We start from the raw sequence: 14,326 nt of genomic DNA, 5'->3' as shown, positions 1-14,326 counted from the left end.
AATCCTCCCGGATGCACCATATTCTCTTCTTTTGTCTATTCCTTCGACGTTCCGTCAGCAATCACACTCTCTGTCAGCGACAAAAACCACCTTTTACGATAAAGTAATGCTTTGTTAATCGTTTAGCGAGAGCACGATGTACGCACAGTATGACGGTTTGATCTTCGACATGGATGGCACCCTCCTGGATACTGAACCCACGCATCGTCAAGCCTGGACCGAGGTCCTTGGCCGCTACGGCATGCGTTTCGACCTTCAGGCGATGATTGCCCTCAACGGATCCCCAACCTGGCGTATTGCGCAGGCCGTGATTGAACTGAATCAGGCCGATCTCGACCCACACCTTCTCGCGCGTGAAAAAACCGATGCGGTAAAAGCCATGCTTTTAGATACCGTACGCCCTCTGCCACTGATTGATGTGGTAAAAGAGTGGCACGGGCATCGCCCGATGTCTGTCGGGACGGGCAGCGAGAGCGCGATAGCAGAAGCGTTGCTCAACCATCTTGGCCTGCGCCACTATTTTTCTGCCGTGGTGGCCGCCGATCATGTTAAAAATCACAAGCCCGCGCCGGACACCTTCCTGCTTTGCGCAGAATTAATGGGCGTACCGGCGGCAAAATGCGTCGTGTTTGAAGATGCCGACTTCGGTATTCAGGCCGCGCGTGATGCCGGAATGGCGGCGGTGGATGTGCGCTTACTGTGAGTGACGCGCTGTCACTTGCCTCATTATTCGCCAGCAGTTTTCTAAGCGCCACGCTGTTACCGGGAAATTCGGAAGTGGTACTGGTGGCGATGCTGTTGTCCGGCGTGAGTCAGCCCTGGCTGCTTGTATTAATAGCAACAATGGGTAATAGCCTTGGAGGGCTGACTAACGTTATTCTTGGGCGTTTCTTTCCGCTGCGCGAAAAATCGCGCTGGCAGGAAAAGGCAGTCGGCTGGCTAAAACGCTATGGCGCTGCCACGCTGTTATTAAGCTGGATGCCTGTAATAGGCGATTTACTGTGTCTGCTGGCGGGATGGATGCGCATCTCCTGGGGACCGGTGCTCTTTTTTTTGTGCCTTGGCAAGGCGTTGCGCTATGTTCTCGTGGCGTGGGCAACACTACAGGGTATGACGTGGTGGCACTAATTGGTGGAATGAATACGCGACCTTCAATCGTCAACCATTACAATTATGCTGAGTAACATTACTTTGACAGGCGGGAGGTCAATTTGATCCCGGACGTATCTCAGGCGCTGGCCTGGCTGGAAAACCACCCTCAGGCTCTGAAGGGTATTCAGCGTGGTCTTGAGCGTGAAACGCTGCGCGTTAACGCGGACGGTAGCTTAGCGACGACGGGTCACCCGAAGGCGTTAGGCTCGGCGCTGACACATAAATGGATCACAACCGATTTCGCTGAAGCGCTGCTGGAGTTCATTACGCCGGTGGACGGCGATATTGATCATATGCTGACGATCCTGCGCGACATCCATCGCTACACCGCGCGCAATCTCGGCGATGAGCGTATGTGGCCGCTCAGCATGCCGTGCTATATCGAGCAGGGCCAGGAGATTGAGCTGGCGCAGTACGGCACGTCAAACATTGGTCGGCTGAAAACGCTCTATCGCGAAGGTCTTAAAAATCGCTACGGCGCGCTGATGCAGACGATCTCTGGCGTGCACTACAATTTCTCTTTGCCGATGGCGTTCTGGCAGGCGAAGGGGGGAGAAACGGATAAAGAAGCGATCTCCGCCGGTTATTTCCGTCTGATCCGCAACTATTACCGTTTTGGCTGGGTGATTCCGTATCTGTTTGGCGCGTCGCCTGCCATTTGTTCATCGTTCCTGCAGGGGAAACCGACCACGCTGCCGTTCGAAAAAACCGAGTGCGGAATGTACTATCTCCCGTACGCGACTTCTCTGCGCATGAGCGATCTGGGCTATACCAATAAATCGCAAAGCAATCTCGGTATTACGTTTAACGAATTGCACGAATATGTGGCAGGATTGAAGCGGGCGATTAAAACTCCGTCGGAAGAGTACGCGAAAATCGGCCTCGAAAAAGACGGAAAGCGCCTGCAAATCAACAGCAACGTATTGCAGATTGAAAACGAACTGTATGCGCCAATTCGTCCGAAGCGCGTGACGCGCAGCGGTGAAACGCCGTCGGATGCGCTGCAGCGCGGCGGCATTGAATACATTGAAGTGCGCTCGCTGGACATCAACCCGTTCTCACCGGTTGGCGTTGACGAGCAGCAGGTTCGCTTCCTGGATCTGTTTATGGTCTGGTGCGCGCTGGCGGATGCGCCGGAAATGAGTTCAGACGAACTGCTTTGTACGCGCACGAACTGGAACCGCGTGATTCTGGAAGGCCGTAAACCGGGTCTGACGCTGGGTATTGGCTGCGAAACAGCGCAGTTCCCGCTGGCTAAGGTAGGTAAGGATCTGTTCCGTGACCTGAAGCGTGTTGCCCGCACCCTGGACAGCATCGACGGCGGCGACGCGTATCAACAGATTTGCGACCAGCTGGTGGAATGCTTTGATAACCCGGAACTGACGTTCTCTGCGCGCATTTTGCGCACCATGATCGAGCAGGGGATTGGCGGCACGGGGCGTTCACTCTCAGCGGAGTACCGTGAGATGCTGATGCAGGAGCCGTTAGAGATCCTGAGCGAAGCGGATTTTGTCGCGGAGCGCGACGCGTCCCTGGTGCGTCAGAAAGAGGTTGAAGCGGCGGATACGGAGTCGTTTGAGGCGTTTCTGGCGAAGCAGGCTTAAGCAGAAAAGAAAAAGGCCACATCGCTGTGGCCAAAATATACATCTCTGAATTCAGGGATGATGATAACAAATGCGCGTCTTTCATATACTCAGACGTGCATTCTGTAGAAGAGTTCAGTTTATTTTAAAAAAAATCACTATCGGAGGTGACGTATGCCGTTATTAGATAGCTTTACTGTCGACCATACCCGTATGGAAGCACCTGCAGTCCGCGTGGCGAAGACCATGCACACCCCGCACGGCGACACGATCACCGTCTTCGATCTGCGCTTCTGCGTGCCGAATAAAGAAGTGATGCCGGAGAAAGGCATTCACACCCTGGAACACCTGTTCGCCGGTTTCATGCGTGACCACCTGAACGGTAACGGCGTTGAGATCATCGACATCTCTCCGATGGGCTGCCGTACCGGCTTCTACATGAGCCTGATTGGTCAGCCTGAAGAGAAACGCGTCGCCGATGCGTGGAAAGCGGCGATGGAAGACGTGCTGAAAGTGAAAGAGCAGAACCAGATCCCTGAGCTGAACGTTTACCAGTGCGGCACTTACCAGATGCACTCTCTGGAAGAAGCCCAGGAAATTGCCCGTCACATCATCGAGCGTGACGTTCGCGTAAACAGCAATGAAGAGCTGGCCCTGCCAAAAGAAAAACTGCAGGAGCTGCACATCTAGTATTGTGCCTGTGGATGCCCGGTGGCGCTTCGCTGGCCGGGCCTACAATCCTCATGACGACAACCACCACCTTCTCCTTTACCCATCGCCCGCTTGTGCCGTTTTCGCATGATTATGCTCATGGCGATAGCGAGCCGTGGCATGAGCACGACTGCGCGCAGTTGCTGCACAGCCTGACGGGCGTCGTGCGGGTCGATACCGCATCCGGCTGCTGGGTAGTGCCGCCCGGGCGCGGCGTCTGGCTACCGGCGGGGACACAGCACTCGCTTCGCATCACCGGCAACGTTGCAGCCCGCACGCTGTTTATCGATCCGCTGGCGCGAGCCGATCTCCCGGCGACCTGTCAGATCGTGCAGATCTCCCCGCTGCTGCGCGAGCTGATCCTCACCTCCCTGACGCTACCGGAGTCGTACTCGCCGGGAAGCCGTGACGAGCGCGTGTATGAGCTCATTCTGGATGAAATTCGCATCATGCCGGTGCTGCCGTTTTACCTGCCGGAGCCGGAAAGTGAAGCGTTACGCCAGCTATGTCGACAGGTCCGTCAGTTACCAGGTGAAAGCTGGAGCGGTCAACAGAGCGCGAGCTTGCTCGGCATGAGCGAGCGTACGCTGAACCGCCATTTTCAGCAGCAGACCGGGTTAAGCTACGGCGAGTGGGTGAGAAGGGCGCGCCTGCTGGAAGCCTTAGTGCGGCTGGCCCAGGGCCAGCCGGTGCTGCGCGTGGCGCTGGATCTGGGATACGGCAGCCACAGCGCCTTTACGGCGATGTTCCGCCGGACGATGGGTATCTCACCCAGCGATTACTTTAAGAACGACTGACCGCGTTAAACAGCGCCTGAAGCGACGCGCGCGCCACGTCGCTGTCAATGCCCACGCCCCAGCTGCTGGTGCCGTCCTGGAACAGGCAGCGGATATAGGCCACCGATCGGCTGTCGCTGCGTTCGCCCAGCGTATGTTCGTGATAATCCTTAATCATAAACGGCGCGTTGACCCAGCGGCTCAGGCCCTGCGCGGCAGCGGAGAGCAGACCATTGCCCTGACCCTCCAGCTGGCGCGTTCCCCCCTGCGTGACGACGCTTGCCGTCAGCCGCAGCTGGCCGTCCTGCTGGCCGTCGCTGCGGTAGGATTGCAGCGCCAGCTGCGGCGTCGTTACCAGCCCGTAGCGGGTGCGGAATAGCTGCCACAGCGCGTTCTGCGTCATTTCTTTCCCGTGGCGATCCGTTTCCTGCTGCACGTGCTGGCTAAAATCCTGCTGCAGGGCGCGGGGCAGCTTCAGGCCGTGGTTTTGCTCAATAAGCCAGGCGCTGCCGCTTTTTCCTGACTGGCTGTTCACACGGATCACCGCTTCGTAGGTGCAGCCGATGTCCTGCGGATCGACGGGCAGATAGGGCATCTCCCAGCGATCGCCAGGCCTGCGGGCATCAAAGCCTTTCTTGATGGCGTCCTGGTGCGAGCCGGAGAAGGCGGTATAGGCCAGCCGTCCTGCCCACGGATGGCGCGGATGGACAGGCAACTGATTGCAGGCCTCTACCGTTTCGACCACCCGATTCATATCGCTAAAGTCCAGATTGGGACTAATGCCCTGGCTGTAGAGGTTCATCGCCAGCGTTACCAGGCAAACGTTGCCCGTGCGTTCGCCGTTGCCAAAAAGGCAGCCCTCTACGCGGTCGGCCCCGGCCATCACCGCCAGCTCCGCGCTGGCGACGCCCGTTCCGCGGTCGTTATGCGGATGCACGCTGATGCAAACTTCGCGGCGGCGGCTGAAGTGGCGGCAGAAATACTCTATCTGATCGGCATAGACGTTCGGCGTACTGACCTCGACGGTAGCGGGTAAGTTGATCACCATTGGCCGTTCATCGCACGGCTGCCAGATCTCCGCCACGGCTTCACAAATCTCCAGCGCAAACTCCGGCTCGGTAAAGCAGAAAGTTTCCGGGGAGTACTCGTACTGCCAGCGGGTTTCAGGGTTCTCTTCACAAAGCTGGCGGATAAGCCGCGTAGCGCGGGTGGCCAGCTCGACGATCTGCGCTTTCTCCATACCGAACACCAGGCGGCGGAACAGCGGGGCGGTGGCGTTATACAGGTGGACGGTGGCCTGCTTCGCGCCGCGCAGGGATTCAAAAGTACGATGGATGAGATCTTCCCGCGCCTGTGTTAACACCTGAATCGTGACGTCATCCGGAATGCGGTTCTCTTCGATAAGCTTGCGGACAAAGTTGAAGTCGGTCTGCGAGGCGGACGGGAAGGCGACCTCAATCTCTTTAAATCCGCAGCCCAGCAGCAAATCCCAGAACTGCAGCTTGCGCGCGCTGTCCATCGGCTCGGCAAGCGCCTGGTTGCCGTCGCGTAAGTCTGTCGAGAGCCAGCGCGGCGCGCGGGTGATGGTCTGCTCCGGCCAGCGGCGGTCGGGCAATGAAACGGTGGGATAAGGCTGGTATTTGTCGGCGGGTGTGTTCAGCATGATGCGCTCCTGTTGTCTTTTCACTATCGTGAAGTGATTTCAGGAGCGCTGCTTTATCGAAACTGACAATCGCTGTCGCGTTCTGGACAACGCGAATTAGTGTGCCCCTCCGCCGCCGCCACCGGCGCCAAACGGCGGTCTGGCAAACCACACCAGCCCCAGCAGGACGATGAAGATCCCCGCCGATATCCAGAAAATCTCGTTTGCCGAGATAATCAGCCCCTGGTTGGTGATCTGCTGGGCAATCCAGCCGGATGCCTGCTGCTCCGTCATCCCCATGCCCTGAAGCTGACTGTACATCTGCTGGGCATTCGGATTGTACGGGTTCACCGCTTCGGTCAGCTGGGCGTGGTGCATCGATTCACGGTTGGTCCACAGGGTGGTGGTGATCGACGTCCCGATGGAACCCGCTAGCGTACGGGTGAAGTTCGACAGGCTTGATGCCGCCGCCAGACGCTCAGGCGGCAGGCCAGAGAGCGTAATGGTGGTCAGCGGCATAAAGAAGCACGCCACCGCAAAGCCCTGAATGAACTGCGGCCACGCCGAGGCGCCAAAGTCCATTCCCGGCTCAAAGGTATACGCGCGCCAGTAGAAGCACACGGCGTACATAATGAAGCTGAACGTCACCAGCCGACGCATGTCGAGCTTGTGGGCGAAGCGGCCAATAATCGGCGACAGCAGAACCGGGATCACCCCAACGGGCGCTGAGGCCAGACCCGCCCAGGTCGCGGTATAGCCATACACCTCCTGCAACAGCTGCGGCAGCAGAACAATCGCGCCGAAGTAGAGCATATAGGCGAGGCTGATACACAGGCAGCCGATGGTGAAGTTTCGCGATTTGAAGAGCGAGAGATCGACAATTGGATTGTCGTCCGTCAGCTCCCAGACAATCAGGAAGCTTATCGACACCACCGCGACAATGGTCAGGATGATGATCTCCTGCGAGTTGAACCAGTCGAGCTCTTTACCGCGGTCGAGCATGATCTGCAGACTGCCGATACCCAGGATCAGCAGCGCCAGCCCGATGCTGTCGATACGGCGCTGTTCGGTGCGCGTCTCTCGTCCCCGCAGCGACTGCAGCGTCATCAATACCACGACGGCGCCAATCGGTACGTTGATAAAGAAGATCCAGCCCCAGTGGTAGTTATCGCTGATGTACCCGCCCAGAATCGGTCCGCAGATAGGCGCGACGATAACGGTCATTGACCACAGCGCCAGCGCGACCGAACGTTTTGCTGGGGGGTAGTTGCTCAGCAGCAAACTCTGCGACAGCGGGATCAGCGGCCCGGCGACAATCCCCTGAATGACGCGGAAGAAAATCAGCATCGTCAGGCTGCTGGACATGCCGCACGCCCAGGAGGCAAGAACAAACGCTACCGTGGACCAGAGGAACAGCTTCACCTCACCGACGCGCTTCGCCAGCCAGCCGGTGATAGGGATGGAGATGGCGTTTGCCACCCCAAACGAAGTAATGACCCAGGTCCCCTGGCTCAGCGACGAGCCAAGGTTGCCGGCGATGGTTGGGATCGCCACGTTTGCGATGGTGGAGTCCAGCACCTGCATGAATGTCGCCAGCGACAGCGCAATGGTCATAATGACCAGCTGCGCGCCTTCCAGCGGTTTTTGCGGCTTTTGCTGTTGCATAACGCTCACCTTCGGATTAACCGGCGTTTGCCTTCACGATGTCATCGATCAGTTTGTTGACCGGATCGAGGCTAATTTCACGGGCGTTACTTTCATAAACCGGGCTGCTACGCACCTGGCTTGCCAGGATCTGACCGTCGCGGTTGGCGGTATCGACCGTCACAAGCGTGGAGAGGCCGATACGCAGCGGGTGATCCGCCAGCTGTTTGGCATCCAGCTCGATACGCACGGGCAGACGCTGAACCACTTTAATCCAGTTACCGGTGGCGTTTTGCGCAGGCAGCAGGGAGAAAGCGCTGCCGGTCCCCATATCCAGACCCACCACTTTCCCGGTGTACTTCACGTCATCGCCGTAGATGTCGCTGACGACCGTCGCGGTCTGGCCGATACGCATATGAGCGAGCTGCGTCTCTTTAAAGTTGGCGTCTACCCACAGGTTGTCTGCCGGCACGACCGCCATCAGCGGCGTGGTCGGGCTAATCTGCGCCCCTGGCTGGACGGAACGGCGGGAGACGTAGCCGGTCATCGGGCTGACGATTTTGGTACGCTGCAGGGCAAGCCATGCGTTGCGTACTTCAGTCGCCGCCTGTTGTACGGCGGGCTGGTTTTCGAGGCTGGTGCCGAGCACCATCGCCTGGTTGGCGTTGTACTGTTGAATCGCCACGTCCAGCTGTGCCTGGGCACTGGCAACCGCGTCGCGCGCGTGCTGCAGCTCTTCACGGCCAATCAGGTTAGCGGTGCCGAGCGGTACACGGCGGTTCAGGTCGCTCTGCGCCTGCGCGAGTGCGGTTTTCTGCACGTCGATATTGGCCTGCAGCTGTTTACTGTTGATCATCAGCTGGCGGGTTTGACGGACGCTGGAGGCCAGCGCGGTCTGGGCTTTCTCAAAGGCCTGCTGGGCGTCGGTTGGATCGAGGGTCACCAACACATCGCCTTTTTGCACAAAGTCGGTATTGTCAGCCCAGACTTTCGTCACGCTGCCCGACACCTGCGCCATAATCTGTACCTGGTTCCCTGCCACGTATGCGTCGTCAGTCTCTTCTGCATGACGCAATACTAAAAACCAATAGATCCCATATGCCACGGCAATAATAATAAAGAGCAAGGTCAATAGAAGAAGGGCACTTTTACGTTTGCCTTTCTTATTGGCCGGTTGCTGCGGGGTAGTGCTCTCCGCATTTGCGCTCATTGTTGTTCTCCACGATCTTCTTATTTTCACATCGGCTAAGCCGACCTGTTGTCAGAAAGGCCAGCAGTGTGACGTGCTGGCCTGTCGGTTTTCTTATATAAATCTGGATTGTTGAGCGTGTCGTCGCGTTAGCGCAGCGCCTCAAGAACAGCGCCTTCTTCATCCATCTGGTCCAGACGGGTGAGCAGCTTGCGAGTGATGTGCTCAAGCTGGTCGCGCTCGGAAGTACTGAGGGCAGACCAGAGTTTGTGCAGGCAATTGTGCTGAGGTGGCAGCACCTCACGCAGGAACTGGTGACCTTTATCGGTCAATTGCAGATGCAGGCAGCGGCGATCGTTATCGCTTTCACGGCGCTCAATCCAGCCGCGCTTTTCCAGCTCATCGGCAATACGGGTCGCATTGGTACGGGACGATCCCAGCGCGCAGCTCAGCTCAGAAGGCTGAATGCTATGGTTTTCCTGAGACTCCAGCGTAATCAACGCCATAAACAACGTCTCGTTAATCCCTTGAGCTTTCAGCATTTTATTACGATTTTCCAGTAGCTTACCCTGCATGTGCATGCACAGGCGGGTCAGCAGGATTTCCTGATACGGGAAGTCCTCATGACGACTGGCGCGGAATTTAAGCATTTGTTCAATGGGCGTAAACGAACTATCCATTTTGGGCATAACCTCATTAATTACAGCCGATATAGTAACGATGGTGACAAATAATGTAAATGAATTATTTGTGCGGTTATATCCGCCAAACGAATGCCACCATCAAAGAGCGCCGGGTAAGTCCGTGACCCGGTGAGCACAGAAAGCGTAGGGTATAAACCCGCTGAAGAGAGGATGTGGGGACGGGGGTCTGAACTATTCATGCCAATTGTAGATATGTCACCCACATTAAAATTTCTGGGATAAATGATTACGTTTACATTAACAGACTGCCGGGCCCCTTTACACCCTAAGAGGCCCAAAGCAATGTAAAACTTAATGAATTGCTTCCTGACGATGATAGCCGCGCCACCATACAACCAGGTTAAGCGCGGCGACGATTGCTCCTATCCCGCACACACCTGACCAGCCGGCATGCTGCCACGCCGACGCTGATATTAACGAACCCGCCGCACCACCAATGAAGTAGCTGGTCATGTATCCGGCCGTGAGGCGGTTACGCGCCTCGGGCTTCACGCGGTAAATCACGGTCTGGTTGGTGATGTGCACACCCTGTACGGTGAGATCGAGCACCAGAATACCGACGATCAGCGCCAGCACCGAGACGTGCCCATACCAGATGGCCGCCCAGGAGAGCAGGAGCAAAATCAGTCCGGCTGTCGTGGTCATGTGCGATTTACCTTTATCAGCCAGCCCGCCTGCCGGGCGAGCGCCCAGTGCACCGGCGGCACCGGCCAGACCGAACAGACCAATCACCCCTTCGGAATAATTGAACGGCGGTGCTGCCAGCAGAAACGCCATTGACGTCCAGAGAATGCTGAAGTTGGCGAAGGTTAAACACCCCAGCAGAGCGCGGGTGCGCAGCAGTTTATCCTGCGTGAACAGACTAAACACGGAGGCCAGAAGCTGCGGGTAATTCAGGTGGTTCTCCTGCTTCACCTTCGGCAGCCCGCGCCACAGCGCCAGCGCCATCACCACCATCAATACGCTCGCCACCCAGTAGACGGTGCGCCAGCCGCCGAGGCTTGCCAGCAGCCCGGCAACGGTTCGCGCCAGCAGAATGCCCAGTAGCAGGCCGCTCATGATAGTGCCGACCACTTTGCCGCGTTTTTCCGGCGAGGCGAGCGTTGCGGCGAGAGGCACCAGGATTTGCGCGACGACGGAGAAAAGCCCCGTTAGCGCGGTACCGACGATCATCATCGTCAGCGACTGGCTGCTGGCGGTGATCAGCATGCCGCCTGCCGCCAGAAGCGTCATAGAGACGATAAGCATCCGGCGCTCAAACATATCGCCCAATGGCACCAGGAACAGCAGCCCTGCCGCATAGCCGAGCTGCGCAGCGGTGACGATAAAGCCGGCGGAGCTGGCTGAAAGATCGAAGGCGCGCGCGATAGTATCAAGCAGAGGTTGTGCGTAATAGTTGCTGGCGACTGCCAGACCCGTTGCCACGGACATTAAAAGGATGAGTGCGGGGCTAAGCCCCTGAGATGTTTTTGTCATTAGTTTCAGGAATCGTGAGTTAAGTGATTATTTTTCCGGAAACCATAATAGCTAATGATTGAGAATGTTGGGGGATTGTTATGTGTGTGTTTGTGCGGTTAATCCCCTCACCCTAACCCTCTCCCCAGAGGGGGGGCGGGCCGGGGTGAGGGGTAAGGTTGTGTTGTGTTTTTACTTCTGCGCCGCAAGCGCCTCTTTCACCCAGCCATCAAACTGCTGCTGGTGGGCTTTTATCCAGCCATCCACGTGGCCTTTAACATCCGCCTCAGAGGATTTGCCCGCGTGCATCATCGCATTCTGGGCGTTGATGTCCGCCAGCGGCAGCTTCATCACCGAGAACAGCTTCGCCGCAGCCGGGTTTTTCTCCGCCCAGGCTTTGTTCGCCACGATGTGCATGGTGTTCACCGGGAAGCCATAGTTCATGCCGTTCGGCAGTTTGGTGTCGATATCTTTCTGCTCGCCCGGTAGTGAGGAGAAGGGCACCTGTAACCACACCACGTCTTTGCCCGGCTTCAGCACGTCGCTGACCCAGTACGGCGTCCAGGTGTAGTAGATCACCGGCTTGCCTTCTTTAAAGCGGGCAATGGTGTCGGCCATCATCGCGGAGTAGTTGCCGTGGCTCACGTCGACGGTTTTCGCCAGATCGAACGCTTTGTTCTGGTGGTTAATCACCGCTTCGCAGCCCCAGCCCGGCGAGCAGCCCATCATGTCGGCCTTGCCGTCACCGTTGGTGTCGAACAGTCTGGCGATCTTCGGATCTTTCAGCTGCTCAATATTGGTGATGTGGTACTTATCAGCGGTTTTCTTGTCGATCAGATAACCCTGCGCCGCGCCGGTCACGAAGGTGCCTTCGCGATAGAATTTCTTATCGCCACCTGCGGCGGCATACATGTCGTCGTGCAGCGGCTGCCAGTTCACGGCGGTAAAGGTGGCATCACCGGAGGCAATCGAGGTGTAGCCCACGTTGTAATCCACTTCGCTCGGCGTGTTGACCGTATAGCCCAGCTTTTCCAGCGCACGGCTGACGATCAGGGTCTGGAAGCTCTCTTCCGAAATGGTGCTCTGCACCGGCTGCACGGTAATGCCTTTGCCCGGCAGGTCAGCGGCAAACGCGCTGGTGGAGACAAGGGTGGCAAACGCTGTGGCAAAAAGTACGTTATGTCGCATCGTTGTTCCTTATTTTGTAAAGGGGCGGGTGAGTAACCCGACAGGGCCGGTGGTGTACCAGCGACGGTTGCCGCGACTGCGTGAATCACGACCGACAGCCTGGGTCAGGCGGTCAAGGATAATGGCGAGGATCACAATCCCGACGCCGCCGACGGTCGCCAGCCCCATGTCGAGACGGCCAATACCGCGCAGCACCATCTGGCCGAGACCGCCAACGGCGATCATCGAGGCGATCACCACCATAGACAGCGCCAGCATCAGCGTCTGGTTAACGCCCGCCATAATGGTCGGCATCGCCAGCGGAAGCTGAACCTTAAACAGCATCTGACGCGGGCTGGCGCCGAACGAGCGCGAGGCCTCAATCAGATCCGCCGGCACCTGGTTAATCCCCAGGATCGTCAGGCGAATAATCGGCGGCAGGGCGAAGATAATGGTCACCACCACGCCCGGCACGTTGCCGATGCCGAACAGCATCACGATAGGCACCAGATAGACGAACGCCGGGGTGGTCTGCATCGCATCCAGCAGGGGACGAATAATCTTCGCCGACCGCGGGCTGCGCGCCAGCCAGATCCCCATCGGCAGGCCGATGACAATGCAGAAGAGCAGGGCGGTCAGCACCAGCGCCAGGGTAATCATCGCCTGAGACCACGCGCCAATCGCGCCGATGGCGATCAGGGAGATCAGCGTGGCGACGCCCATACCCGCGCTACCGAACTGCCATGCGATCAGCGAGAACAGGATTATCGCCACGGGCGCCGGCATGCCCAGCATCAGCTGCTGGAAGCCGTTCAGGATGTAATCCACCGGGATGCGGATCCCCTGGAACACCGGGCGGAAATGGGTAACGACCCAGTCGATCCCCTCTGTTACCCAGCTGTCCAGCGGGATCAGCGTCTTGTGGAACGGATCCATAATATTGAAATGCTCTGGCGCAGGCGCGGGTGCGCTGTTGAGCCAGTCCGCCGCGCCGCCGCCGTCGGCAGGTGCGGGCGTGGAACCCCACGCATCGGCAGATTGCGCCGCGCTGTCCGCAGCTTCAGTGGTACCCCATGGGTTTGATTGATCAGCCATTGTTTGCCCCCTCGCGATCTAAAGCCTGTAGCAGCATCCGTTTTGAGATGATGCCAACGTACTGTTGTTCTTCACCGACAACCGGCACGGCGCAAGGCGCCTGACCCACGTGAGAGAGCAACTCGCTAAGCGGCGTTTCGGCATCCACGGCAAGTGGAGCGTCAATCAACGCCGCATCGATTCCCTGGTTTTCGCTCAGGGCGGTTTTCAGAGAGTCGATGGAGACAACGCCGACAAATTTATTACCGCGTTCAACCAGATAACCGTATTCACGGTCTTCATCCTGCAACAGCTTCAGCGCGGAGCGCGGGCCGAAGCCTGGCGTTTTTCGAATAATGCCGTTTGGCGTTCGGCGGGCAATATCTTTCGCGCTAAATACCTGGCTAATATCCACGCCGCGGAAGAAGGTGCGCACGTAATCATTCGCCGGATTATTCAGAATTTCATCCGGCGTGCCGACCTGCACCACTTCGCCATTTTGCATAATGGCAATGCGGTCGCCAATACGCATGGCTTCATCGAGATCGTGAGAAATAAAGACAATGGTGCGCTGGTGTTTGGCCTGTAATTTTACCAGCTCATCCTGCATCTCGGTGCGAATTAAAGGATCGAGGGCGGAGAAGGCTTCATCCATTAATAATATGTCTGGATTAATGGCTAACGCGCGGGCTAATCCAACGCGCTGACGCATCCCGCCCGAAAGCTCGTCCGGGTAGGCATGAGCGTAATTTTCCAGCCCAACCTGACGCAAAGCATCCAGGGCTTTTTCCTGACGTTCCTGAGCAGGCGTGCCGGCTAATTCCATACCGAAGGCGGTATTATCGAGCACCGTCATATGCGGCATCAGCGCGAATGACTGAAACACCATTGCGATCTTCTTTCTGCGCACCTCGCGGAGTTCTGCGTCTGAGATTCTGGCGATATCCACGCCGTCAATCAGCACCTGTCCGCGGGTGGGTTCAATCAGGCGATTGAGAAGGCGAACCATAGTGGATTTACCCGAACCGGATAACCCCATGATGACAAAAATCTCGCCTTCTTCAATGGCCAGACTGGCGTCTTTAACGCCAAGCGATAGCCCGGTTTTTTCCAGAATTTGCTCTTTCGAAAGGCCTTTCTCAATATATTTGAATGCGCGCTGCGGGTGCTCGCCAAATATTTTATAAAGATTTTTCACTTCTAATTTAATTGCCATGCAATAGAGAGTG

The 14,326-nt window shown here is 57.3% G+C and carries 13 protein-coding genes; 5 read left to right on the top strand and 8 right to left on the bottom strand.

The genetic code is table 11. The features are described from left to right. Positions 1 to 136: 136 nt before the first annotated feature. The 5 genes from yqaB (at position 137) to IM273_RS10880 (ending at position 4,243) form a co-directional block, all read left to right on the top strand. Positions 137 to 703, top strand: a complete 567-nt coding sequence (yqaB, locus tag IM273_RS10900) for a fructose-1-phosphate/6-phosphogluconate phosphatase (RefSeq protein ID WP_193050540.1) — start codon at positions 137 to 139, stop codon at positions 701 to 703. Next, positions 700 to 1,128 (top strand): YqaA family protein, encoded by a 429-nt coding sequence (locus tag IM273_RS10895; protein ID WP_008499541.1) that lies wholly within the window; start codon positions 700 to 702, stop codon positions 1,126 to 1,128. Before yqaB ends, IM273_RS10895 begins: the two co-directional genes overlap by 4 nt. 83 nt (positions 1,129 to 1,211) lie before the next feature. Continuing rightward, positions 1,212 to 2,756, top strand: coding sequence for a glutamate--cysteine ligase (gshA, locus tag IM273_RS10890; protein WP_048957993.1), 1,545 nt, complete (start codon positions 1,212 to 1,214; stop codon positions 2,754 to 2,756). Positions 2,757 to 2,909: 153 nt separating this feature from the next. Continuing rightward, the gene (gene luxS / locus IM273_RS10885; RefSeq protein ID WP_008499539.1) at positions 2,910 to 3,425 is read left to right on the top strand and encodes an S-ribosylhomocysteine lyase; all 516 of its coding nucleotides are present in this window, start codon (positions 2,910 to 2,912) and stop codon (positions 3,423 to 3,425) included. 53 nt (positions 3,426 to 3,478) lie between these two features. After that, complete coding sequence (locus IM273_RS10880; protein ID WP_063437570.1) at positions 3,479 to 4,243, top strand: helix-turn-helix domain-containing protein; 765 nt, start codon at positions 3,479 to 3,481, stop codon at positions 4,241 to 4,243. On the opposite strand, the gene leuA is transcribed toward IM273_RS10880, so the two are convergent. From leuA to proV, 8 genes are all read right to left on the bottom strand, one after another. Next, positions 4,230 to 5,885 (bottom strand): 2-isopropylmalate synthase, encoded by a 1,656-nt coding sequence (leuA, locus tag IM273_RS10875; RefSeq protein ID WP_193050538.1) that lies wholly within the window; start codon positions 5,883 to 5,885, stop codon positions 4,230 to 4,232. The genes IM273_RS10880 and leuA overlap by 14 nt on opposite strands. Before the next feature lie 96 nt (positions 5,886 to 5,981). After that, entirely contained in the window at positions 5,982 to 7,529 is a 1,548-nt protein-coding gene (gene emrB, locus IM273_RS10870; RefSeq protein WP_028014182.1) for a multidrug efflux MFS transporter permease subunit EmrB, read from the bottom strand. A 16-nt stretch (positions 7,530 to 7,545) separates the two neighbouring features. After that, entirely contained in the window at positions 7,546 to 8,718 is a 1,173-nt protein-coding gene (gene emrA / locus IM273_RS10865) for a multidrug efflux MFS transporter periplasmic adaptor subunit EmrA (RefSeq protein ID WP_021241959.1), read from the bottom strand. Positions 8,719 to 8,846: 128 nt separating this feature from the next. Further along, positions 8,847 to 9,377: a transcriptional repressor MprA gene (gene mprA / locus IM273_RS10860; RefSeq protein WP_041911975.1), complete on the bottom strand. Its 531-nt coding sequence runs from the start codon at positions 9,375 to 9,377 to the stop codon at positions 8,847 to 8,849. Positions 9,378 to 9,692: 315 nt separating this feature from the next. Continuing rightward, positions 9,693 to 10,877: an MFS transporter gene (locus IM273_RS10855; protein WP_047367513.1), complete on the bottom strand. Its 1,185-nt coding sequence runs from the start codon at positions 10,875 to 10,877 to the stop codon at positions 9,693 to 9,695. 171 nt (positions 10,878 to 11,048) lie between these two features. Further along, the gene (proX, locus tag IM273_RS10850; RefSeq protein ID WP_045260894.1) at positions 11,049 to 12,044 is read right to left on the bottom strand and encodes a glycine betaine/L-proline ABC transporter substrate-binding protein ProX; all 996 of its coding nucleotides are present in this window, start codon (positions 12,042 to 12,044) and stop codon (positions 11,049 to 11,051) included. A gap of 9 nt (positions 12,045 to 12,053) precedes the next feature. Beyond that, on the bottom strand, positions 12,054 to 13,118 hold the full coding sequence (gene proW, locus IM273_RS10845; protein WP_193051729.1) for a glycine betaine/L-proline ABC transporter permease ProW: 1,065 nt from the start codon (positions 13,116 to 13,118) through the stop codon (positions 12,054 to 12,056). Further along, positions 13,111 to 14,313 carry a glycine betaine/L-proline ABC transporter ATP-binding protein ProV gene (gene proV, locus IM273_RS10840; protein WP_045260893.1) on the bottom strand — a complete coding sequence of 401 codons (1,203 nt, stop codon included), beginning with the start codon at positions 14,311 to 14,313 and terminating at the stop codon, positions 13,111 to 13,113. The genes proW and proV overlap by 8 nt, the downstream gene beginning before the upstream one ends. Positions 14,314 to 14,326 lie beyond the last annotated feature (13 nt).

The sequence above is a fragment of the Enterobacter cloacae complex sp. P13B genome, assembly GCF_014895915.1.
Taxonomy (GTDB): Bacteria; Pseudomonadota; Gammaproteobacteria; order Enterobacterales; family Enterobacteriaceae; genus Enterobacter; species Enterobacter bugandensis.
Note: the sequence above shows the minus strand (reverse complement) of the source record. Positions and strands in the feature narration are given on the sequence as shown.